General features: G+C 73.3%; 20 protein-coding genes and 1 tRNA gene. 7 read left to right on the top strand and 14 right to left on the bottom strand.

All coding sequences use genetic code 11. The annotated features are described in order from the left end of the window. Nucleotides 1-19 precede the first annotated feature (19 nt). Nucleotides 20-1,852 carry a putative bifunctional diguanylate cyclase/phosphodiesterase gene (locus tag DEJ47_RS13855; protein ID WP_150168244.1) on the bottom strand — a complete coding sequence of 611 codons (1,833 nt, stop codon included), beginning with the start codon at nucleotides 1,850-1,852 and terminating at the stop codon, nucleotides 20-22. A 326-nt stretch (nucleotides 1,853-2,178) separates the two neighbouring features. Between DEJ47_RS13855 and DEJ47_RS13850 the strand changes: the two genes are divergently transcribed. Continuing rightward, the gene (locus DEJ47_RS13850; protein WP_150168242.1) at nucleotides 2,179-3,459 is read left to right on the top strand and encodes a M6 family metalloprotease domain-containing protein; all 1,281 of its coding nucleotides are present in this window, start codon (nucleotides 2,179-2,181) and stop codon (nucleotides 3,457-3,459) included. A gap of 75 nt (nucleotides 3,460-3,534) precedes the next feature. Here the strand turns inward: DEJ47_RS13850 and DEJ47_RS13845 are convergent. From DEJ47_RS13845 to DEJ47_RS13815, 7 genes are all read right to left on the bottom strand, one after another. Beyond that, nucleotides 3,535-3,608: transfer RNA gene (locus DEJ47_RS13845), tRNA-Lys, on the bottom strand. Continuing rightward, nucleotides 3,599-4,243 (bottom strand): bifunctional DNA primase/polymerase, encoded by a 645-nt coding sequence (locus tag DEJ47_RS13840; protein ID WP_150168240.1) that lies wholly within the window; start codon nucleotides 4,241-4,243, stop codon nucleotides 3,599-3,601. The genes DEJ47_RS13845 and DEJ47_RS13840 overlap by 10 nt, the downstream gene beginning before the upstream one ends. Nucleotides 4,244-4,369: 126 nt before the next feature. Further along, nucleotides 4,370-4,720: a hypothetical protein gene (locus tag DEJ47_RS13835; protein ID WP_150168238.1), complete on the bottom strand. Its 351-nt coding sequence runs from the start codon at nucleotides 4,718-4,720 to the stop codon at nucleotides 4,370-4,372. A 109-nt stretch (nucleotides 4,721-4,829) separates the two neighbouring features. Continuing rightward, a complete protein-coding gene (locus tag DEJ47_RS13830; protein WP_150168236.1) occupies nucleotides 4,830-6,194 on the bottom strand; it encodes an AAA domain-containing protein in 1,365 nt (454 codons plus the stop codon). Continuing rightward, the gene (locus DEJ47_RS13825; RefSeq protein WP_150168234.1) at nucleotides 6,194-7,804 is read right to left on the bottom strand and encodes a hypothetical protein; all 1,611 of its coding nucleotides are present in this window, start codon (nucleotides 7,802-7,804) and stop codon (nucleotides 6,194-6,196) included. The genes DEJ47_RS13830 and DEJ47_RS13825 overlap by 1 nt, the downstream gene beginning before the upstream one ends. Then, complete coding sequence (locus DEJ47_RS13820) at nucleotides 7,795-8,994, bottom strand: hypothetical protein (protein ID WP_150168232.1); 1,200 nt, start codon at nucleotides 8,992-8,994, stop codon at nucleotides 7,795-7,797. The genes DEJ47_RS13825 and DEJ47_RS13820 overlap by 10 nt, the downstream gene beginning before the upstream one ends. Continuing rightward, nucleotides 8,924-9,898, bottom strand: coding sequence for a phosphatase PAP2 family protein (locus DEJ47_RS13815; RefSeq protein ID WP_150168230.1), 975 nt, complete (start codon nucleotides 9,896-9,898; stop codon nucleotides 8,924-8,926). The genes DEJ47_RS13820 and DEJ47_RS13815 overlap by 71 nt, the downstream gene beginning before the upstream one ends. A 255-nt stretch (nucleotides 9,899-10,153) precedes the next feature. On the opposite strand from DEJ47_RS13815, the gene DEJ47_RS13810 reads away from it, so the two are divergent. Continuing rightward, on the top strand, nucleotides 10,154-10,753 hold the full coding sequence (locus tag DEJ47_RS13810) for a histidine phosphatase family protein (protein WP_150168228.1): 600 nt from the start codon (nucleotides 10,154-10,156) through the stop codon (nucleotides 10,751-10,753). A 5-nt stretch (nucleotides 10,754-10,758) separates the two neighbouring features. On the opposite strand, the gene DEJ47_RS13805 is transcribed toward DEJ47_RS13810, so the two are convergent. Next, on the bottom strand, nucleotides 10,759-12,144 hold the full coding sequence (locus DEJ47_RS13805) for a hypothetical protein (RefSeq protein ID WP_150168226.1): 1,386 nt from the start codon (nucleotides 12,142-12,144) through the stop codon (nucleotides 10,759-10,761). A 289-nt stretch (nucleotides 12,145-12,433) separates the two neighbouring features. On the opposite strand from DEJ47_RS13805, the gene DEJ47_RS13800 reads away from it, so the two are divergent. Together DEJ47_RS13800 and DEJ47_RS13795 are read left to right on the top strand one after the other, a co-directional pair. Beyond that, nucleotides 12,434-12,898 (top strand): hypothetical protein, encoded by a 465-nt coding sequence (locus DEJ47_RS13800; RefSeq protein ID WP_190415402.1) that lies wholly within the window; start codon nucleotides 12,434-12,436, stop codon nucleotides 12,896-12,898. Nucleotides 12,899-12,957: 59 nt separating this feature from the next. Continuing rightward, entirely contained in the window at nucleotides 12,958-13,818 is an 861-nt protein-coding gene (locus DEJ47_RS13795) for a spermidine synthase (RefSeq protein WP_150168223.1), read from the top strand. 23 nt (nucleotides 13,819-13,841) lie between these two features. On the opposite strand, the gene DEJ47_RS13790 is transcribed toward DEJ47_RS13795, so the two are convergent. Beyond that, a complete protein-coding gene (locus DEJ47_RS13790; protein ID WP_150168221.1) occupies nucleotides 13,842-14,378 on the bottom strand; it encodes a hypothetical protein in 537 nt (178 codons plus the stop codon). Nucleotides 14,379-14,486: 108 nt separating this feature from the next. Between DEJ47_RS13790 and DEJ47_RS13785 the strand changes: the two genes are divergently transcribed. Both DEJ47_RS13785 and DEJ47_RS13780 read left to right on the top strand, forming a co-directional pair. Next, the gene (locus DEJ47_RS13785; RefSeq protein WP_150168219.1) at nucleotides 14,487-15,191 is read left to right on the top strand and encodes a response regulator transcription factor; all 705 of its coding nucleotides are present in this window, start codon (nucleotides 14,487-14,489) and stop codon (nucleotides 15,189-15,191) included. Beyond that, nucleotides 15,188-16,576 (top strand): sensor histidine kinase, encoded by a 1,389-nt coding sequence (locus DEJ47_RS13780; protein WP_150168217.1) that lies wholly within the window; start codon nucleotides 15,188-15,190, stop codon nucleotides 16,574-16,576. The genes DEJ47_RS13785 and DEJ47_RS13780 overlap by 4 nt, the downstream gene beginning before the upstream one ends. A 19-nt stretch (nucleotides 16,577-16,595) precedes the next feature. Here DEJ47_RS13780 and DEJ47_RS13775 read toward each other — a convergent pair whose 3' ends face one another. After that, on the bottom strand, nucleotides 16,596-17,078 hold the full coding sequence (locus DEJ47_RS13775; RefSeq protein WP_150168215.1) for a CAP domain-containing protein: 483 nt from the start codon (nucleotides 17,076-17,078) through the stop codon (nucleotides 16,596-16,598). 223 nt (nucleotides 17,079-17,301) lie between these two features. Here DEJ47_RS13775 and DEJ47_RS13770 point away from each other — a divergent pair, with 223 nt between their 5' ends. After that, nucleotides 17,302-18,360 carry a chitinase gene (locus tag DEJ47_RS13770; protein ID WP_150168213.1) on the top strand — a complete coding sequence of 353 codons (1,059 nt, stop codon included), beginning with the start codon at nucleotides 17,302-17,304 and terminating at the stop codon, nucleotides 18,358-18,360. On the opposite strand, the gene DEJ47_RS13765 is transcribed toward DEJ47_RS13770, so the two are convergent. The 3 genes from DEJ47_RS13765 to DEJ47_RS13755 form a co-directional block, all read right to left on the bottom strand. Next, entirely contained in the window at nucleotides 18,350-19,771 is a 1,422-nt protein-coding gene (locus DEJ47_RS13765; protein WP_150168211.1) for a GH1 family beta-glucosidase, read from the bottom strand. The two genes, DEJ47_RS13770 and DEJ47_RS13765, sit on opposite strands and share 11 nt — an antisense overlap. A gap of 96 nt (nucleotides 19,772-19,867) precedes the next feature. Then, entirely contained in the window at nucleotides 19,868-20,746 is an 879-nt protein-coding gene (locus DEJ47_RS13760) for a carbohydrate ABC transporter permease (RefSeq protein ID WP_150168209.1), read from the bottom strand. Then, nucleotides 20,743-21,747 carry a carbohydrate ABC transporter permease gene (locus tag DEJ47_RS13755; RefSeq protein ID WP_150168207.1) on the bottom strand — a complete coding sequence of 335 codons (1,005 nt, stop codon included), beginning with the start codon at nucleotides 21,745-21,747 and terminating at the stop codon, nucleotides 20,743-20,745. Before DEJ47_RS13755 ends, DEJ47_RS13760 begins: the two co-directional genes overlap by 4 nt. Nucleotide 21,748 lies beyond the last annotated feature (1 nt).

Raw genomic sequence — 21,748 nt, 5'->3', positions numbered from 1 at the left:
CACGCCGCCCCTCCGGCGGTCAGGCGGCCCCCTCCAGCAGCAGGGAGATACGATCCGGCGCGACCGGTCGGGAGTAGAGCCAGCCCTGGCCCGTGTCGCAGCCGATGCGGCGCAGGCGGGTCGCCTGAGCGGCCGTCTCCACGCATTCGGCCGTCACCGTCAGGCCGAGCCGGTGGGCGAGCTGGATCATCGCCTCGACGATGACCTCGTCGGCGGGATTGGTGCGCTCCTCGCCCTCCTCGTACTGGAATCCCCGCACGAAGGAGCCGTCCAGCTTGAGGACGGAGACCGGGAGACGGCTGAGGTAGGCGAGGTTCGAGTAGCCCGTGCCGAAGTCGTCGATGGCGATCCGCACGCCCATGTCGCTGAGCGCCTGCAACGCCTGGAGCGGGCGGCCCGCCGAGCCCATCACGGCGGACTCGGTGAGCTCCAGCTGGAGGAGGCGGGCCGGGAGGCCCGTCTCGGCGAGGATCTCGGCGACGTCCGCGACCAGGTCCGAGTCCCAGACCTGGCGCACCGCCACATTGACGCTGACGAAGACCGGTTCACGCTCGGGGTGCTCCAACTGCCAGCGCCGCGCCTGCAGGCAGGAGCTCCGCAGCACCCAGCGCCCCAGCTGCACGATCGAACCGTCCTCCTCGGCCAGTCCGATGAACCGATTCGGCGTCAGGAGACCGAACTGCGGGTGCTGCCACCGCACGAGCGCCTCGACGCCGTGCAGCCCCTCGTCGTCGAGCCCCACCAGCGGCTGGTACTCCAGGACGAACTCGCCGCGCTCGACCGCGGGCCGCAGTGAGCTGGACAGCGCCTGCCGGGTCACACGGTTGGCGTTGCGCTCGGGGTCGAACAGCGTCCAGCGGGCCTTGCCGTCCGTCTTCGCCCAGTACAGCGTCGTGTCGGCGGCCTGCATGAGGCCCGTCGTGGTGGTGCCCGCGGCGCGCCGCTCCACGACGCCGATGGACGCGGAGACGGAGAGCCGCTGCCCGGACAGGTCGAACGGTTCCTGGAGCGCCTTCAGCGTCGTGTCGGCGAGCTCGGCCAGCTGGTCCGTGCCGGTCGAGTCCTCGACGAGCAGCGCGAACTCGTCGCCGCCGAGCCGCGCGACCAGCGGCGCCGACGCCCTGCCGTACCCGGCCCGGTCCGCGCAGCGCGTGAGCCGCTCGGCGACGGCGGCGAGCAGCCGGTCGCCGACCCGGTGGCCGAGGGTGTCGTTGACCGCCTTGAACCCGTCGAGGTCGAGGTAGCAGAGCCCGATCCGGCCGGTGCTCGTGTCGTCGTACGTCCCCGCCTCCAGCGCCGTCGCGAGGCGCTCGAAGAACAGGTTGCGGTTGGGCAGCCGCGTCACCGGGTCGTGCATCTGTACGTGCCGCAGCCGGGCCTGCAGTTCGCGGCGCGCGCTGATGTCGGAGGCGGCGAGCAGGACGGCGCCGCCCGCGCCCCCGTCGGCGTGCTCCGGCATCGGTGAGACCGTGATCTGCACCCACAGGGAGTGCCCGTCGGGGTGCTTCAGGCGCCGCGTGCAGCGCAGCTTGGCCTGCCGTCCGCGCAGCACCTCGCAGTACGCGTGCCAGGTGCGGGCGTCGGACGCCAGGTCGATCAGGTCGGCGGCGACGCTCCCGGTGAGCGCGCCGGGGGCCGCGCCGAACAGGGCGGCCAGTGCGTCGTTGGCGCTGATGACGAGGCCGTCGGCGTCGACGACCGCGAGGGCCAGGGGCGCGGCGGCGAAGGCGCCGCGGTAGTCGGAGGCGTCGCGAGGGTCCGACGCATCGGTCCGGCGACGCTCCGTGACGTCGGTACGGGTTCGGTCGGGCGCTGTGACCGTGGAGGCGGGCCCTTCGGACGTTCCGTTCACCGCTTGCTCCCGCAGTGCAGTTTGTGGCCGAACAGGTCTCGTCGGGCGGCGGGCAGGTGGCGGGCGGCGGTGGGGGCCGGGCCCGCGCAGGAAAGTGTGCCGATCATAGAGGCTGGCCAGAGGCCCGTTCCAGCCGTATCACCGGTCCGGGCGGGGCGCACCGCCCCCGGCAGATCGTTTCTGCTCGGCCCTGGACCGGTTCCTTTGCGACCCGACCGCTTGTGACGTTCCGTGAGCGGTCGGGGTGTCGCGCCCTTGTCCCGTCCTCACTCGGAAGGGCCAGACAAACAGGGCGAAGTTCAACAGATCATCACAAGGTGGGTGGGGTGTCCCGCATTCCGCACCCGGAGGTCGACGTGCCGCGTCAGCTCCCCCCTTGGGGACTCACCCGTGGAGGGGAGAATTCCCGCCTGCGCAGCACCGCCGCCCTCCTCACCTCGCTGACCGCCCTGGCCGCCACCTCCCTGGTCGCGGGCCCCGCGACCGCCGAGCCCACGGCGGGACCGTGCGCCTTGCGGCGCACCGGCGCGCACCACTCGGAAGGCCTCGACACCTGGAACACCGCCTATCCGCGCCCGGCGCGCACCCTGAACGCGGTGCTGGTGTTCCTCTCCTTCCCGGACTCCCCGCCGCGGACGACCCCCGACGAACTGACCGCCGACCACTTCCCCGCCACCAGCGACTTCTTCGAACGCGCCTCGTACGGCAAGTTCGCGCTGCGCCCCCATCCGCACCGCGAGTGGGTCGAGATGCCGGGCGACTCCCTCTCGTACGCCATACGGCGCGACTGGAACCCCAAGCGCCGCGCCGCCTATCTGCGCGAAGCGGTCGCCGCGGCCGATCCGCACGTGGACTTCTCGCGCTACGACGTCGTGTACTTCGTCGCCGACCCGGACGCGCCCGGCGTCGACTCGGACGCCACGAAGGTGGTCAACTTCGACCGGCCGATGCGGGCCGACGGCACGGACATCCGGCGCATCGTCACCGTCTTCGAACGGCACCCGCCGGACCGCAACGTCCTGGCCCACGAGACGGGCCACGTCTTCGACCTCCCCGACCTCTACCACCGCCCCACCGACGGCAAGGGCGACTGGGACACCCACGTCGGCGACTGGGACGTCATGGGCAGCCAGTTCGGGCTCGCCCCCGACCTCTTCGGCTGGCACAAGTGGAAGCTGGGCTGGCTGGAGCCGCGGCAGGTGCGGTGCGTCGGAGCGGGAACGGAACGGCTCACCCTCGAACCGCTGGCGGCCCCCCTCGCACCGGGTGCGCTCGGCGGCACCCGGCTCGCCGTGGTCCGCACGGGCCGGGACACCGTGCTCGCCCTGGAGGCGCGCGGCTCGACGGGCAACGACCGTGCGACGTGTACGGAGGGGATCCTCGTCTACGAGGTGCGGAGCGGGACGGCGTCGGGCAGCGGCCCCGTCGAGGTCGTCGACGCCCATCCGGAGACCGAGGCCTGCTGGGGCGAATCGGTGTACCCGCAGCTGGCGGACGCGCCGGTGCGGGCGGGGGAGAGCTTCACGGTGCCGGACCACGACGTGCGGGTCGAGGTGGCGGGTCGGACGGCGTCGGGGGCGTGGACGGTGCAGGTGACGACGGTCTGAGGGTCGGTCCTGTGCACCCGTGTACCCGTATACGCAAGAAGCCCCTCGCTTCCGCGAGGGGCTTCTCACCGTCTGTGCGCCGCCAGGGACTCGAACCCCGGACCCGCTGATTAAGAGTCAGCTGCTCTAACCAACTGAGCTAGCGGCGCCTGCTGACGTCGTAGACCTTAGCACTCTGATCGCCGCCAGGAAAAATCGATACGCGCACGGCGGACGACGCCGCCGAGCGGGCCGCGCGGACGCAGGCCCAGAGGATGACCTCGGGCCCCGGGAGCCAGGGGTGCCGGGTGCCGGGGGCGACGAGCCACCGGGATTCCAGCCGTCCGCCGGGGCCGGTGGCGGCGAGCGGCGGCACGGTGACGGCGTCGCCCGTGCCGTGGCAGAGCACCGGCGGGACCTCCGTGCCTCCTCCCCACTCCTCCCACTCCAGGAGGGCGGGCAGGCGCTGCGCGGTGCCGGGCGCGGCGAAGAGCAGGACGCGGCCCCGGTGCGCGGCGACCGGGCCCGATCCCGGACCCTCCTCCCATAACCGGTCGAGCATCCGCCGCCCGAAGACGGCCGGGACGCTGACCACGTCGAACGCGGAGCCGCAGGGGAGGACGGCCGGGGCGCCGGGCCGGCTGCGCCAGTGGGTGAGCGCGCTGCGCGGATACGTTTCGGCGGAGGCGAGCCAGGCGGCTCCGTCGGCGGTGACGTCGTCGCAGGAGTCGTGGGCGGGCCCGGTGGGAGCCGGGGCGCCGTGGGTGGGGGTCGGAGCGGGGTGGAGGGAAGTACTGCTGCTCATGGCAGGTACGTCTACCGGTAGTGAGGGTTCCATTTCCGGGGGTTACCGGAAATGGGGACAGCGGGGGCGGAAGTGGGGTACCTTGCCCCCTCGGCATATGCCAGGCGACCCCTCCGTTTCCGGGGCCTACGGGTGCTCGGCGCCGCCCCGCAGCAGGCCCCGGCCGAACTCGACCATCTTCTTCGCGTAGTCCTCGGTCCACTCGGCGCGCTCCGCGATCAGCGCGGGCGTCAGCCGGTCGAAGCGGCGGGGGTCGGCGAGCTGGGCGGCCGCGATGGCCTGGAACTCGACGGACCGGTCCGTGGCGGCGCGGAACGCCTGCGTCAGCTCGGTGGCGCGGTCGAGCAGCTCCCGCGGGTCCTCTATCGACTCCAGGTCGAAGAAGTGCTCCGGGTCGGCGCCGGCCTCCGCGGGTTCGAAGAGCAGGGGCGCGGGGCGCATGCGCTGCTCGGTCCGGGGCCGCTCGGGCTCCGCCATGTCTGTTCCTCCTCGTACGTGGGCCGTCTCCTATTGTCCCTTGCCGCACAAGGGGGCGACGGGGGACTCCGTCGCCCCGCGCCCCGGAAAGCCCACCGCACCGCCGCCCCTAATGGGGCTGCCACGGCACACGGTGTTCCGACAAGCGGGACAGGACCGCGTGGTTCGCTTCCCAGCCGTCGGGGAATTTCACCGTGACGCCCAGCTGGACCGGTTCCGTCGACGGGTGGTCGTCGAGCAGGGCGCTGACGCCTGCCCGGCAGACCACGATGCACGCGTGACGGTGCCGGGACGCCAGGACGCAGAGGCGGCCCGTCTCCAGGTGGAACGCCGTCGCGTCGGGGCGGCCCGAGAGCGGGTGCAGGACCACCGTCACGTCGTACTCGCGGCCTTGGAGGCGGTTCGCCGTGTCCACCGTGACGTCCAGGACGCCGACGTCCGCCAGCGCGGCCCGCACCGCCGCCGCCTGGTCGCGGTGGGCCGTGCCCACCGCGATCCGGTCCGCGGTGAGCGGGGTGGGGTCGGGGTCGCGCTCCGACGTCGCCGCACCGCCGCGGTCCAGGAGGCGGCGGACCACCTGGGCCAGCGCCCGGACCGCCTCCGGGTCCGTGCGCGGCGTGTTGCGCGCCGGGAGTTCGAGCAGGCCCCAGCCGGACTCCGCCGCCTCGTCGATCACCCGGTCGGCGCCCGAACCGTCCGACTCCACCGCGAAGCGGAGGGCGCGGTCCCCGGGCCCCGTGCCACTGCGGAACGGCGTGTACGGGTAGAACGCGTCCGAGACCAAGGGCGCGGCCGACGCGGGCAGCCGCCAGGACACCGGCAGGCGGTGCTGCGGCAGGTCGGGGTTGTGGGCGAGGAGCGTCGCCACCGCGGAGGCCGACGGATCGTACGAGAGCCCCGCCCATTGTTCCGCGCCGACGATCGAGAACGGGTCCAACTGCCCGGGGTCGCCCACGAACAGCGCCCGCTCGAACAGACCCGCCACGGCGAGCAGCGCGTCCGACCGCATCTGGTAGGCCTCGTCGACGATCGCGTGCCCCCACGGCGCGTCGAGCTGGTCGGCCTTGACGTGCGCCCACTTCGCGGCGGTGGAGATGACGACGTCCAGACCGGCGAGATCCCCCGCCTTCGTGGACTTGCGGACGTTCGCCAGGTCGTCGAGCGCCTTGTCGTACGGATCGGGGTCGCTGCTGTGCAGTCGGCCCACGGGAAGCTCGGGGTCCTTCTCCGCGAGCCGCAGGACGAGGTCGTCGACCTGCGCGTTCGTCTGCGCGATGACCATCAGCGGGCGGCCCGCCGCGGCCAGCTCACGCGCCGCGCGGACCACGAGCGTCGACTTGCCCGCGCCGGGCGGCGAGTCGACCACGACGCCGCGGTGCGTGCCGTGCAGCGTGTCGTGGAGGATCGCCTCCGTGGCGCGCGCGGCCTCGGCGCCGGGGTCGAAGGAGGCGCCCGCGGGCGGGGCGAGCTGCATCACAGGGTGTCCTCCGCGGTCACGGGGTCGGGGCTCTCTGCGGTGGCCGACGGCGGCCCGCCGTGCGTCCACGGCGTCTCCTCGGGGTCGGGCAGCTTCGGGCCGCCGCGCTGCTCGTGCTCGAAGAGCGTCCAGCAGATCCGATCGCCCTTGCCGGGCACGGACCCCGGCTCGGGCTCCTTGCCGCGACCCATCTTGTCGGTGATGCGCAGCACGACGGTGTCCTTGCCGGTGCCGCCGCCCTCGCTCCCGCCCGCGTACGCCACGAACTCGGCGGTCTGCGGCTTGCCGCCCAGCGCGCGGTACACCTTCGTGCGCTCGCCGAGGTGCGGGTGGTCGTCCGTGCGGACGGTGACGAGCGGGCGCGGCCGTGGGCTCTTTGCCTCGCTGTACGCCATGACGACCTCCGTCACCTCGCCGACGAAGGCCTCCCCGGCGAGGCGGCGGCCCGCCATGACCAGCGGGTCGTCGAGGGCCTCCTGGGCGTCCAGACGGGCCTGTTCGCGCTCGCGCGTGGCCAGTTTGTTGGCCGCCGTCACCGCGTCGTCGACGCGCGGCTGCGGCGGCTCACCGGCCGTGATGCGGTCGCGGTGGGCGGTGAACGACCAGCGGTCGCGGGTCCACCGGTCGGCGGCGTGCGGCGCCTCGGGGAGCGTGCACAGGACGTCCAGGCCGCGCCACACCGCGTCCCAGGTGGGGCGGGTTCTGCTCTCGATGAGGGCGTGGATCTCCCGCTCGGCGGCGGTCAGCTGCGCCAGCCGCTCGTCGGCCTGCACGCCGTCCTCGGCGGCGGCGAGGGCGCTGCGCGCGCGGTCGTACCGCTCCATGGCGGGGGCCAGCAGGTCGTTGTCGAACGCCGGGTCCGTGGCCGGTCCCGCGGGCGGGCACAGCAGCTGTCCGGCCGCGTCGCGGGCCAGCTCGGCGCGGAGCGCGGCCTCGGCGCCGGACGTGCCCTCCGGGGCCTCGATCCAGGCGAGCAGGGCCCCCAGGTGCTGGTCCTCCAGGCTGGACTGGCCCGTCGCCCAGTGCCGGGAGAGCAGCTCGGTCATGGCGGTGAGCAGGGAGGAGCCGGGAACGCGGGCCCGCTCACCGAAGTGTGTCAGCCAGCGGCCGAGGAGGGGGACGCGGGGCGGCGCGGGGTGCGGCGCCTCGGGGTCCTGCTCGGCGGTGCGGCGGAAGCGCGTGGAGCGGCCGAGGAGCCGCACGAAGTCGATGCCCGCGCGGCTCGGCACGATCAGCTGCGGGGCGTCCGCGCACAGCTCGACCTCGACCTTGACGCGCTTGCCCGTCTCCGGGTCGGTCTCGTTGCGCTCGGCGGCCTCGACATCCTCGCCGTACGCCTCCACGTACGGCAGGACGATCTCGGCGAGCTGCGCGAGGAACACGAAGCGCAGGTCGCGGTCGCGGGGCTGGGGCACGACGAGGAGCCGCGGGGAGGTCCGCTCCGTCCCGACGAGCGCGCCGAGCGGCGCACCCGCCTCACCGGCGGTGGTGAGGGGGACGAGCACCAGGGGGCGCTGCGAGATGTGCCGGTGCCGCACGGTCGCGCGCGGCTGGGCGCGGCCCGTGGTGACCGCCTCCAGCCGGGCGAGGTTGTCGATCAGCGACACGGTTGCCCCTCTTCCGTCAGCACATCCTGAAGGGTCGCCCCGCCGCCCGGGGAGCCCACGCCCGCGAGCGCCTCCCGCCGCAGCCCCGCCGCCCTGCGCAGGGTCGCCACCGCCGGGTCGTCCGGGTCGCCCGCCTCCCCGCGGGCGGCGGCCAGGACGTCGCCGATGGACGTCAGACCGCCCAGCTCGCCGCGGATCGCACGCCCCAGGGAGGTCACCTCGCCCTCCTGGCGGGCCCGCGCCCGGCAGTGGAAGGCCAGCTCGCAGGCGGCAAGGCACTCGGGCGCGTACGTCGCGGGAACCGACTCGACCGCCGCCGTCAGCTCCGCCGCGGGGCGCCGCACGTCGAACGTCGTGCCCTCGGGGAGCTCCGCCGCGATGTCCTCGACACGGGTGAGGCGGGCCAGCTGGCGGCGGGTCACCGACAACTGCTTGCGGACGTCTACCGCGGACGCCGTCGGCAGGTTGGAGAAGTCCTTCGGGCAGACGAGGAGCACGTGGTGGCGGACCGGGGGCGCCGGGTCCATGCGCGCGGCGACCCGCTCGAGCGCCAGTGCGTACACCGCGGACTGCCGCGCCGCCCCGCCGACCTTCGCCGCGTCCGCCGAGCCGTCGATCATCGGGAAGGACTTGATCTCGACGACCGTCCAGCCGCCGTCCGGATGGACGACCACCGCGTCCGGCTCCAGGAACGCGGGCGTCCCCGCGACGTCCAGCACCAGCATCGGGTGGTCCAGGAGCGTCCAGCCGCCCGCCGCGCTCGCCTCCCGCAGCGCGAGCGCGGTCCGCGCGGCACGCCCCTCGGGGCCCGCAGCCGACAGGTCGGGCACGGCGGCCTCGCCCGGCACGGGCTCGGGACCGCCGCCCAGCGTGCCGTGCGTCAGGCGCAGCAGCTCGGCGCCGCCGTCCGCCTTGACCCGCGCCTCGAAGGCGTTGCCCCGCATGAACGCGAACTGGGACTGCCCGAAGCCGGAGGGCGAGCCAAGGGATTCCGCGAGCGCCGTCTTGTCCACGCCCGCGCCGTCGAGCAGCGCACGGCGTCTGCACCCCGGATTGGCCGCGAGTGCGGCCAGCGCACGGGCGTCCAACGGCCGCGGCGGCAGGTCGGCGCCGCGCAGCTCAGTGAGCCGGTGCCGGAGCGCCGTCCCCGGAGACGTCGGCCGGGCGTCCTGCCTCGGCTGGGCGGGCACTCGACTCGGCGCCCTGGGGGGCACTCTGCTTGCGCTGTCGGGGAATTCGCTCACCTGCCGAAGTCTGGCATCCGGCACCGACAATCGAGGACTCTGTGGCGGACGAGACCTCGGGGCTCCGCAGGAAACGCGCCCGCAGACGGTCCATCACGGGCTCCGTGAGCCGCTGCACGGGCCGCACGAGCAGGAACCCGACGCCCATCACGGCGGCACCCGCGAGCGCGTCGAAGAAGTAGTGGTTGGCGGTGCCCATGACCACGATCGTGGTGATCAGCGGGTAGCCGACGGCGGCCGCCCTGGTGAGCGGCGAACGCCCGCACCGCCACAGCATCACGCCGCACCACAGCGCCCACCCGACGTGCAGGCTCGGCATCGCCGCGTACTGGTTGGTCATCCCGCCGAGCCCGCGCGGCGCGCTCGCCTCGCCGCCCCACCAGCCGAAGTCGCTGTACTGCGCCATGGTGTCGACGAAGCCGTACCCCTCGCTCAGCAGCCGGGGCGGGCAGGTCGGCAGGAGCGTGAAGCCGACGAGGCCGATCATGGTGGAGATCATCAGCCACGCGCGTGCGGCCCGGTAGTGGACCGCGCGGCTGCGGAACAGCCAGACGAGCACGGCGGGCGTGACGAGGTAGTGCAGCGAGGCGTACCAGAAGTCCGCGGGGACACCGATCCAGGCGTTGGCGGTGAAGAGGCGGTTCAGCGGGCTCTCCGCGTTGAGACGCAGGAACTGCTCGGTCTTGAGGATCCCCACACCGTGGTCGATCGCGCTGGCCACATCGCCCCGCACGATCAGCCGGCCGGCGGAGTACGCGGCGTACACCAGCACGATCAGCGGCAGCTCGGTCCACCAGCGGAGCCGGTGCCCGGTTATGCCCGCAGTGCCCGGCACGTCGGTCTTCGGCATCCGGTGGGTCCCCCATCGTCTCTGTTCATGCGGCGTATACCGCGGCCTCACTTTACGGCGCACGCCAGGGTGGTCGAGGCATCCCCCGGTCGTCTTAGACGCAGAGATCGGCGACCGGGTTGCCAGGCAGGGCCGGTGGGCTGCCGCGGGTGGGTGATGATGGAGGGGGCAGTCGCCCCCTGTCCGTAAAAAGCATCAAAAGTGTCACCGGCGCTCGCGGCCGGAACGGCATGTGTACGACTTGGAGAGATCCCCATGGCACCCCGCATCCTGCTGGCCCGGCACGGACAGACGGAGTGGTCGCTGTCCGGGAAGCACACCGGCAGGACCGACATCCCCCTCCTCGAAGAGGGCCGGCGCGGCGCGAAGCTCCTCGGCGAGCGGCTGCACCGCGCGCCCTACGACGGCCTCCCGGATGTCGAGGTGCGCACGAGTCCGCTCTCCCGCGCGCGGGAGACCTGCGAGATCGCCGGCTTCGGCGACCGCGCCACCCCGTGGGACGCGCTCATGGAGTTCGACTACGGGGCGTACGACGGGATGACCCCCGCCGACATCCAGGCGGTCCGCCCCGGCTGGTTCATCTGGCGCGACGGTGTGCCCGAGGGCGAGACGCTGGCGCAGGTCGCCGCGCGCGCGGACGAGGTCGTGGAGTGGGCCAGGAGCGCCGACCGCGACGTGCTGGTCTTCGCGCACGGCCACATCCTGCGGGTCATCGGCGCGCGCTGGCTCGGCCTCGGGATCGAGTTCGCCGCCCGCATCCGCCTCAACCCGACGTCCCTCTCGGTCCTGGGCTGGGCCTACGGAGAACCCGCCATCGAGGCGTGGAACGAGACGGGTCACCTGACCCAGGACTGAACGGGTCATGCCGTGCGCGACAGGACGGCGTGCCCCTCCAGGAACTCGCTCACCCCCGCGTCGCTGCGGTGCGGCAGGAGCAGCCGTGCCGTGGTGGCGAGCATCGCCTGGATGCGTGAGGACTGCACCTCGCCGAGGAGCGCGAGGACCCGAAGGCCCGCGTCGGCCGCCTCGTCGGGGCGGCCCGAGCGCGCCAGGTCGTCGGCGAGCTCCGCGGTGTAGAGCGCGATGTTCCGCGTGAACTGCGGGGTCTGCGAGGCCGCGACGGACGCGGCGAGCCGGGCGTGTCCCACGGCCCGCGCCCACTCGCCGAGCGCCGACCAGCACTGCGCCTCCAGGCCTGCCAGCTCGGCCGGGCCGAAGAAGCTCATCCACTCCGGATCGTCGTCCCCGGCGCCCCGGTCGAAGAGGCCGTGGGCGCGGGACAGCGCCTGCTCGCAGCCCGCGCGGTCGCCGAGCCCGGCCCAGCCGCCCGCCTCGCGCAGCGCGATGAGGGAGCTGAGCCGGTGCGAGCCGAGGTGCCGGGCGGCGCGGCCGGCCGCCTGCGCGGCCCGCACCGCCTCCCTGGGGCGGCCCGCGTCGCGCGCAAGGAACGCCGTGTTGCAGAAGGCGTGCGCCTCCAGGGCCGCGTCGCCGTAGACGCGGGCGGTCGCCAGGGCCTCGGCGTAGTGCGAACGGGCGTCGTCGAAGCGGCCCGAGTCGTGCGCGAGCCAGCCGACGGTGATCGCCAGTTCACCCGCGCCCGCGTGCAGCCGGTCCGAGGTGGTCTGCCGCACCGTGGTCCCCGCGTCGAGCAGGGTGTAGGCGGTGCGCAGCGGGGCGGCGGCGCGCCGGTAGAGCCCGTCGGCGCCGTGCCGGTCGTCGAGCAGCCTGATCCGGCGTACGGCCTCCTCGACCGCGTGGACCTCTGTCTCGCCGATCCGTCTGCCGCGCCGGTCGGCGGCCTCCGCGGGGTCGCCGAGTGTGAGGCCGATGGGCCCCAGGGCCGCGGCGACGGCGGCCGTCGAGCCGGTCATGAACGCGCGACGCCGCACGTCGCTCTCCTCGTGGGTCTGGACCGCGTAAGGGGTCTGCTGGGCCTCGGGCTCGGTGCGCGAGCGCGCCGCTCTTCCGCGCACTTGTGCGCGGGGGGCGAACCCCAGGTCCGCGAGGGTCCGGCCCGGGAACATGTGCAGGAACACACGCTCGTAGGCGTAGTTGGGGCAGCGGATCTCGCCTGCCTCCACGCGCCCTACGTAGCGCGCGTCGCAGCTGACCCGCTCGCCGATCTCGCGGGCGGCCCGCCGGACCGCCGCGGCGAACTCGCCGGGCGAGAGCTGTCCGCGGAGCTGCCGGAAGGCAAGGTTCGGTCGTTTGGACTGAGTTGACGATGTCATCGGTGACGACGCCATGGCCGGACCCTCTCGTGCGGTCGTGCCGGATCGTGCACGCTCGCGCACTGGACTCCGTGCCCGCGCACGGGATCTCGCGGGCCTGCCCCTGTTCCGGCGGAGCATGAACGTACCCGCTGTGCCGGGTCCGCCACGCAGGGTTTGGCTACAAAACGGATATCTCACCCGCGATCCGCCATGAACTGCCATCCTTTGCGGCGGCGCGCCGCAGTGCCTGTTGACGTCCCGGCGCGTTGAACCATGACGAGCGGGAGCAGGGCGGCTGCCGCACGGGCGAGGAGGGGTTTCCTTGGCATCCCACACGACGGCACGGCATTGGCCCACCCCGGACGGCAGCGCCCCGCCCCCCGGCGCGGAGCCCTGCGACGACGAGTGCTGCGACCTGGTCACCGTCCCGGCCAGGCAGGGCCTCGAAGCGGTCGACATCCTGCGCCGTGCCGCGGCCGAAACGATCGGGCCGGTCCTGCACGACGGGGGCTGCGACACCCTCGGCTTCCTCGTGCCGCCCGGCACCGCCGACGGCTGGGACCTGCCGGGCAGCGCGTGCACGCAGACGTTCGGGCACGGGATGAGCGTGTACACGGCCCCGGAACCGGGACCCGCCGGGCCCGTCGTCCCCGACCCGCCGGTCGCGGGCACGGGCTGGCTCCTCCCCCCGGACGGCGAGAACGACCCGGTGACCGACCCGGCCGTCCTCCGCGCGGCACTGGGCCAGGCCGCGCGCACGATCGAAGCGGCGGACAGCTGCCGCTGACCCCCACGGCGGGCCCCCCACGGCGGGCCCCGCCGCCGCCCTGCGTCGATAATGGGCTGATGGCAAGGAACAAGCGGGCCCGTGAGGCGCGGGAAGCCGTGGTCGAGGAAGTCGACGGCGGGCTCGCCGAGCTCATACCGGACCGGGACAGGGCGCATGCCTGGACGCTGCTCGTCGACGGCGCGCCGCAGTCGCACGTCGACCTCGACGACCCCGCACACCTCGACTTCGAGTACCAGCGCAGGATCGGGCACATCGCCGACCTCGTCGCCCCGCCCGGCAAGCCCGTCCACGCCCTGCACCTCGGCGGCGGCGCCTTCACCCTCGCGCGCTACGTCGCCGCGACGCGCCCCCGCTCCACCCAGCAGATCGTCGAGCGCGACACCGCCCTCGTCCAACTCGTCCGCCGTGAACTGCCGTTGGACCCCCAGGCGCGCGTCCGCGTACGCGGCACCGACGCCCGCGAAGGCCTCGCCAAGATCGCCGACGGCTGGGCCGACCTCGTCATCGCCGACGTCTTCAGCGGGGCCCGCACCCCCGCCCACCTCACCAGCACCGAATTCCTCGCCGACGTCCGCAGGGCCCTGAAGCCCGGCGGGTACTACGTGGCCAACCTCGCCGACGGCCCGCCGCTCGCGCACCTGCGCGGCCAGCTCGCGACCGCCGCCGCGCTCTTCCCCGAACTCGCCCTCGCCGCCGACCCCGCCGTGCTCCGCGGCAAACGCTTCGGCAACGCCGTGCTGCTCGCCTCCGACCGCGCGCTGCCCGTCGCCGAACTGACCCGGCGCTGCGCCGGCGACCCCCATCCCGGCCGGGTCGAACACGGGCGGGGACTCATCGACTTCAGCGGGGGAGCCGCGGCCGTCACCGACGCCGCGGCCGTCGCCTCACCCGCGCCGCCGCCTTCGGTCTTCCGGTGACGGACAGGACGTGACGACGGGCTTCAGTACTTGTCGACCTCCACCCGCGGCGCCGTGTCGTGCCACGTGCAGAACACCGACACCCGCGCCGCGCCGCCCGTGAACTCCACGCGGATCCACTTGTCCTGCTTCCACGTCTGCACCGACCAGCCCGTCGCCGGGGTCGCCGAGACCAGCGTCGCCGAGTCCTCGCCGAGGTCGAACACGACCCGGCCGCCCGGGGTGCTGTAGCTCCGCACCGTGCCGGTACCGGAGTCCGTGGGGCTGGGCGAGGGCGGCTTCGCGGAGTGGGTTCCGGATGCCGTGGGGGTTTTCGACGGCTTCGGGGGGTTCCGGGGCTTCGTGGGTTTCTTCGACGGTGACGGCTCGGGGCCGCGGTGCGTCGAGGAGGCGAGCGGCTCCGCCCGGTCCGGGCCGCCGTCGTCCGCGGCCAGCGGCAGGGCGCGCGGCGGGTCGTACGCCGTGCCCGCCATCACCGTGTGGACGCCCCACCAGGACAGCGTGACCGCCGCGCCCGTGGCGAGCGACCAGGCGATTGCGTGTACGAGTCCTCTGTGCATCGCGGGCCATACTGCACCACCCCGTACGCCCCTGTCCCACCGGACCGCACGCTCCCCGGCGCTTTCCGGGGAAGACCACGTTCCGCCGTATGGCGTACGGTGCCGCCCATGGCAAGTGTGCTCGTCGTCGAGGATGACCAGTTCGTACGCTCCGCTCTCATCCGGCATCTGACCGAGGCGGCGCACACCGTGCGCAGCGTCGGCACCGCCCTGGAGGCGCTGCGGGAGGTCGCCCATTTCCGTTTCGACGTGGTGATCCTGGATCTCGGCCTGCCCGACCTCGACGGGTCGGAGGCGCTGAAGATGCTCCGCGGCATCACGGACGTCCCCGTGATCATCGCGACCGCGCGGGACGACGAGGCGGAGATCGTCCGGCTCCTCAACGACGGCGCCGACGACTACCTCACCAAGCCGTTCTCCGTGGAACACCTGTCGGCCCGCATGGCCGCCGTGCTGCGCCGCACGCGCACCACGGCGGGCGAGGCGCCGCCGAGCAACGTCCTCCAGGTCGGCGGACTCAGCATCGACCCGCTGCGGCGCCAGGCCGAGCTGGACGGCGCGCGGCTCGACCTGACCCGGCGCGAGTTCGACCTGCTCGCCTTCCTCGCCGGGCGGCCCGGTGTCGTCGTACCCCGCAAGGAACTGCTCGCCGAGGTCTGGCAGCAGAGCTACGGCGACGACCAGACCATCGACGTACATCTGTCGTGGCTGCGCAGGAAACTGGGCGAAACGGCCGCCCGTCCGCGCTACCTGCACACGCTGCGCGGCGTCGGCGTGAAGCTGGAGCCGCCGGTGCCGGAGCCACAGCTGTGAGATGGGCCCTGGTCAAGGTCTGCCTGGCCGTCACCACGATGGTCGTGGTGGCCTTCGCGGTACCGCTCGGACTCGTCGTCAAGGAGATGGCGCGGGACCGCGCCATCTCGAACGCGGAACGCCACGGCGCCGGCATGGGCCCCACGCTCTCCATCACCACCGACCGTGAGGAGCTCACCCGGGCCGTCGCCTCGTCGGAGGCGGGCGGCGACGGGCGGATGGCCGTGTACGTGCCTGCCGTCGGGGACGCCGAGGCGTTCGAGGTCGGCGACCCCCGGGCCGGGGCGCGCGCGGTCGAGGCCACCCGCAAGGAGGGCCGGGCCAGGACCACCGGGGTTCCCGGCGGCTTCGTCGTGCTCCAGCCGACCGCGCTCAGCTCCGGCACGGCCGTCGTGGAGATCTACGTCCCCGAGGCCGAGGTCAGCAACGGCGTGACCACCGCGTGGGTGGTGCTCGCGGGCGTCGGCATCGCGCTGATCATCGGGTCGGTGGCGGTCGCGGACCGTCTCGGCGTACGCATGGTGCAGCCCGCAAAACGCCTGGTGGGCGCCGCGCACGACCTCGGTGAGGGAAAGCTGGGGGCACGCGTGCCCGAGGAGGGGCCCACCGAACTGCGCCTCGCCGCCGTCGCGTTCAACTCGATGGCCGACCAGGTCGTCCAGCTCCTCGCCAACGAACGCGAGCTCGCCGCCGACCTCTCCCACCGCCTGCGCACCCCGCTGACGGTGCTGAGGCTCAACGCGGCCTCGCTCGGCGAGGGCCCGGCGGCCGAGCAGACGCGTACCGCCGTCGAGACGCTGGAGCGCGAGGTCGACACCATCATCCGCACCGCCCGCGACGCCAAACCGCAGACGGCGACGGCAGGCCCCGGCGCGGGCTGCGACGCCGCCGAGGTCATCCGGGAGCGGATGGCCTTCTGGTCGGCGCTCGCCGAGGACGAGGGCCGCGAGGTCCGGGTCGCGGGTGTCGAACGCCCGGTCCGCATCCCCGTGGCCCGCACCGAACTGGTCGCCGCCCTCGACGCGCTGCTCGGCAACGTCTTCCGGCACACCCCGGAGGGCACGGCGTTCTCGGTGGACGTCCACAACGGCGAGGACGCCGTGATCGTGCTCGTCTCCGACGCGGGCCCCGGCATCGCCGACCCCGAGGCCGCGCTCGCCCGCGGCGCGGGCTCCGGCGAGGACGGCTCCACGGGCCTCGGCCTCGACATCGTGCGCCGCCTCGCCGAGTCCACGGGCGGCGACCTCCGCATCGGCAGCTCCGTCCTCGGCGGCACGGAGGTCCGCCTCTGGATACAGCTGGACGCCCGCCGCCCCGGTGAGGGCCGCCGGGGCCACCGCGGCCCCGCGGTACGCCGCCGCAAGCGCCCGGCCGGCGCGACCTGAGCCACTGCTTCCGGTGGCCTCAGCGGCGTGCGGCCAGGTCCAGCGTCCACCACGGGCCGCCGGGGCCCCGCGCCACGCCGACGCCCGCGTCGGTGTAACGGCAGGTGAGGACGACGGTCCGGTGGGACGGGCTGCGCAGCCACGTCCGCACGGCGGCGCGCGCCGTGTCCGGCCCCGACGCGATGACTTCGCCGGTGGGGCCCGCCCGGAACCCGGCGGCCCGCATGCGGCCGGGCGGCCGGCTGCCGTCGGACCCGGTGTGACTGAGGCGCCTGTGACGTGACATGTCGGCGCTGTGCCGCTGAGCGGCCCGGGTGAGGGAGACCCGCAGCCGCACGGGCCGACAGCCGGCTGCGGCCCGCTGCCGGTTGACCTCTTCCACCAGGTCGGCCGGGCGGGGGCGCCACTCGGCGGGCGCCGCCCACGAGGGCGACGGGCAGGCGGGCAGCGTCGCGAGGAGAACGATTCCTGTGATCAGCGCTCTACGGTGCGTACGAGTCATGTCCCCAGGTTCTCCGGGATGGCCCCGGGCCGCCTGTCGTGCGCCGACGCCGTCGTCGGCGTGCCCGAGCCCTTAATCGGCCCCCATCCCTCCCTTAAGCGCACCCTAAGATCCTCAACTCGACGCCCGGATAACCGTTTTGTCGTTTCCGGCGGGGCTAGCTTGATCGCACCCCCACACACCCCCACGCCCCCCACCCCCGTACAGCTAAGGCAGGAACGCGATGAGCAGCACGCACCGGCGCACGGTGAGCACCCGGTCCAAGGTCATCGGCGGACTCGTCGCCGCATCCCTCGTCGGCGGCGGCGCCCACCTCTTCTCCGGCACGGCGCTGGCGACGAAAGCGGCAGACAGCCCCGCCGAAGCCGCGGCCCCCGCCCCCGCCAAGTTCGCCCCCTTCGTCGACACCTCCCTCGCCCCGGCCCACGACCTCCTCGACACCGCCCGGAAGACCGGCGTGAAGCAGTTCACCCTCGCCTTCGTCACCTCCGGCGGCGGCTGCGAGCCGCTCTGGGGCGGCGCCACCGGCCTCGGTGACGACAAGGTGGCCGCGCAGATCGACGGACTGCGCGCCAAGGGCGGTGACGTCCGGGTCTCCTTCGGCGGCGCCGCGGGCTCCGAACTCGGCCTCAGGTGCGACAGCGCCGACGCCCTCACCGAGGCCTACGGCAAGGTCGTCGACGCGTACGACCTGACCAAGGTCGACTTCGACATCGAGGGCGCCGCACTCCCCGACACCGCGGCCAACACGCGCCGCTCCCAGGCCATAGCGCGGCTCCAGAAGGAGCACCCGGACCTGGACGTGTCGTTCACGCTGCCCGTCATGCCCGAAGGGCTGACGCAGCCCGGCGTCGACCTCCTCGCCGACGCCAAGAAGAACGGCGTGCGCGTCGACGCGGTCAACATCATGGCCATGGACTACGGCCCCTCCTACAGCGGCGACATGGGCGAATACGCCGTCCAGGCCGCCACCGCCACGCAGAAGCAGATCAAGACGGCCCTCGGCCTCTCCGACAAGGCGGCCTGGCAGGCCGTCGCCGTCACCCCCATGATCGGCGTCAACGACGTGACGACAGAGGTCTTCAAGACCGACGACGCCGCCGAACTGGTGAAGTTCGCCCAGGAGAAGGACCTGGCCTGGCTGTCGATGTGGTCCTCGACCCGCGACAAGGCCTGCGAGGGCGGCGCCTCCGGCTCCGCGCAGCCGACGTGCTCGTCAATCGAGCAGCAGCCGCTGGAGTTCACGAAGGCGTTCGCCGCGTACCAGCAGGTCAGTCCATGACGAGCTCCGACGGCAGCTCCCCGGCGCCCGCGACCGCCGCGTACCAGTGGGCACTCGACTTCGGCGTGCGGACCTGCGTGTCGTAGTCGACGTACACCGCGCCGAAGCGCTTGCCGTAGCCGTAGGACCACTCGAAGTTGTCCATGAGCGACCAGAGGTAGTAGCCGCGGACGTCCGCGCCGTCGGCGATGGCCCGGCGGACCGCCGCCAGGTGTTTGTGCAGGTAGGCGATGCGCTCCGGGTCGTGGACGCGGCCCTCCGGGTCGGGCTTGTCGTCGTACGCCGCACCGTTCTCCGTGATGTACAGCGGGAGCCCCGGCGCCTCGCGCGTGTACCGCATGATCAGCTCGTGCAGTCCGCCCGGGTCGATGGTCCAGCCCATCTCGGTGCGCTCGCCCGGCGTCTGATGGAAGGCGACGTCGTCGGAGCCCGGCCAGGGGGAGTGGTCGCTCGCCCCGTGGCCGTCGGCGCGCCGGCTGCCCGGCCCTTCCGGTGCGGCCGACACCAGCGAGGGCGTGTAGTAGTTGAGGCCCAGCGCGTCCAGCGGCTGGTGCGCGACGGCCAGGTCGCCCTCGCGCACGCAGGACCAGTCGGTGACCCGTGCCGTGTCCGTGAACAGGCCATCGGGGTAGGCGCCGTGCAGCATCGGCCCGTGGAAGACGCCGTTGGCGAGGTGGTCGATGCGCCGCCGCGCGTCCTGGTCCCGTGGGTCGTCCGAGACCGCCCTGACCACGGCGGAGTTGAGGCTCACCGCGATCTGCGCGCGGGCCGGCAGGGCGGCGCGCAGCGCCTGCGTGCCCAGGCCGTGCGCGAGGTTCAGGTGGTGGGCGGCGTGCAGGGCGGCGGCCGGGTCGGTGCGGCCGGGGGCGTGGACGCCGGAGCCGTACCCCAGGAAGGCGCTGCACCAGGGCTCGTTGAGCGTGATCCAGGAGGAGACGCGGTCGCCGAGCGCCTCGCCGACGATGCCCGCGTACTCCGCGAACCGGTACGCGGTCTCGCGCGCCGGCCAGCCGCCCGCGTCCTCCAGCTCCTGCGGCAGGTCCCAGTGGTAGAGGGTCAGGGCGGGCTTGATGTCCCTGGCGAGCAGCTCGTCGACCAGACGCCGGTAGAAGTCGAGGCCGCGCTGGACGGCGGGGCCGCGCCCGGTGGGCTGCACACGGGACCAGGAGACGGAGAACCGGTAGGCGTTCAGGCCGAGCTCCGCCATGAGCGCCACGTCGTCGCGGTAGCGGTGGTAGTGCTCGACGGCGACGTCGCCGGTGTCGCCGCCCGCGGTGCGGCCCGGGGTGTGGCTGAAGGTGTCCCAGATGGAGGGCGTGCGGCCGTCCTCGCGCACGGCGCCCTCGATCTGGTACGCGGAGGTGGCCGCCCCCCAGAGGAAGTCGGCCGGAAACGTAATGGGTTCAGGCATGGAAGCGCTCCCATGGGTAGGGGAAGAGACGTACGTAGGAGAAGGGGGCCGGGGAGAGTCCGGGAGCCTGTCGGCCCCCGGAGGCCTCCCGGGTGATCAGCCCTTGACCGCGCCCTGCATGATGCCGCTCACGATCTGCTTGCCGAACAGGATGAACGCGAGCAGCAGCGGCAGCGTGCCGAGCAGCGCGCCCGCCATGATGACGGCCCGGTCGGGGATGTACCCCGTGCCGAGGGAGTTGAGCGCCACCTGCACCGTCGGGTTCGACTGGTTCAGCGCGATGATCGGCCACAGGAAGTCGTTCCACGCCATGACGAACGTGAGCAGCCCGAGGACGGCCATCGCGGGCCGCGCCGCCGGGAACACCACGTGCCAGATGATCCGCAGGCTGCTCGCCCCGTCCATCCGCGCCGCCTCGATGAGCTCGCCGGGCAGGGCCTGCAGCAGGTACTGCCGCATGAAGAAGACACCGAAGGCGCTCACGAACGTCGGCAGGATGACGGCCTGGAGCTGGTTGGTCCACTGGAGGTCCGCGACCCACAAATACAGGGGTACGACGCTGAGCTGCGGCGGCACCATCATCGTGCCGATGGTCAGCAGGAGCAGCGCGCCGCTGAACCTGAACTTCAGCTTGGCGAAGGCGAATCCGGCGACGGTGGAGAACAGGACCGTGCCGATGGTGATGCTGCCCGCCACGATCGTGGTGTTCAGCATCGCGTCGCCGAGGCTCGCCTCCGTCCACGCCCGTTCGAGGTTCTTGAACAGGTTGCCGCCGAACCACAGCGGCGGCGGTGTCTGCGCGAGACGCCCGCTCGTGCGCGAGGCCGCGACGGCGGTCCAGATCAGGGGCGCCAGCGAGACCGCCGTGAACAGTGCGAGGACCACGTACGTGAACGGTCCCGCGTGCATCGTCCGGCCGGCCTTCCGGCCGAGGGGACGCGCCTTGCCCTCCGGCCCCACCGTGCGCGTCTTCATCGGTCCTTCCTCAGGCGTCGGGCGATCAGCATGTTGACCGCGGCGATGAGCAGCAGGATCACGAGCATCAGCCAGGCGACGGCCGACGCGCGCCCCAGGTGGCCGTTGATCCAGCCCTGGTCGTACAGGTAGAGCCCCAGGGTCTGGAACTGGTGGTCGGCGCCGCCCTTGGACCCGGCCGTGCCGCCGAACAGCAGCGGCTCGCCGAAGAGCTGCGTCGCGCCGATGGTGGAGACGACGACCGTGAACAGGATCGTCGGCCGCAGCATCGGGATCGTCACGTGCCGGAACTGCTGCCAGCGCGAGGCGCCGTCCAGCGCGGCCGACTCGTACAGGTCGTGCGGCACGGCCTGCATCGCCGCCAGATAGATCAGCGCGTTGTACCCGGTCCACCGCCAGATGACGATCGACGACACGGCGAACTGCGAACCCCACGACGACTCACGCCAGTTGACGGGATCGATGCCGACCGAGCCGATCAGCCAGTTGACCATGCCGCCGTCCCACGCGAACAGCAGCGTGAAGACCAGCGAGGCGCTCGCCACGGACGTCGCGTACGGGGCGAGCATCGCGACCCGCCACAGGGTGGAGCCGCGCAGCTTGTAGTTGAGCAGGTGCGCGATGCCGAGCGCGATGGCCAGCTGGGGGACGGTGGAGATGACACCGATGGTGAAGGTGTTGCCGAGCGCGTTCCAGAAGTAGTCGCTCTGCAGCAGGTTGGTGTAGTTGTCCAGGCCGAGCCAGGTGCTGTCGTCGAGGTTGGTGAGCTCCAGGCGGTGCAGCGAGGCCCAGCCGGTGTAGAGGAGCGGGAAGAGGCCGAAGGCGCCGAAGAAGAGGAAGAAGGGCGCGACGAAGACGTACGGCGACGCCTTGATGTCCCAGCGGTACAGGCGGCTGCGCCACGGCGACGGCGTGCGGGAGGTCTTGCTCCCGGTCGCGGCCGGGGCCGCGTCCCCCTTGCCGGGGGACGCGGTCTCGGCGTACTCAGCGGTGTCGGACATG

The sequence above is a fragment of the Streptomyces venezuelae genome (assembly GCF_008642355.1).
Taxonomy (GTDB): domain Bacteria; phylum Actinomycetota; class Actinomycetes; order Streptomycetales; family Streptomycetaceae; genus Streptomyces; species Streptomyces venezuelae_B.
This window is presented reverse-complemented; position numbering and strand designations above follow the sequence as displayed.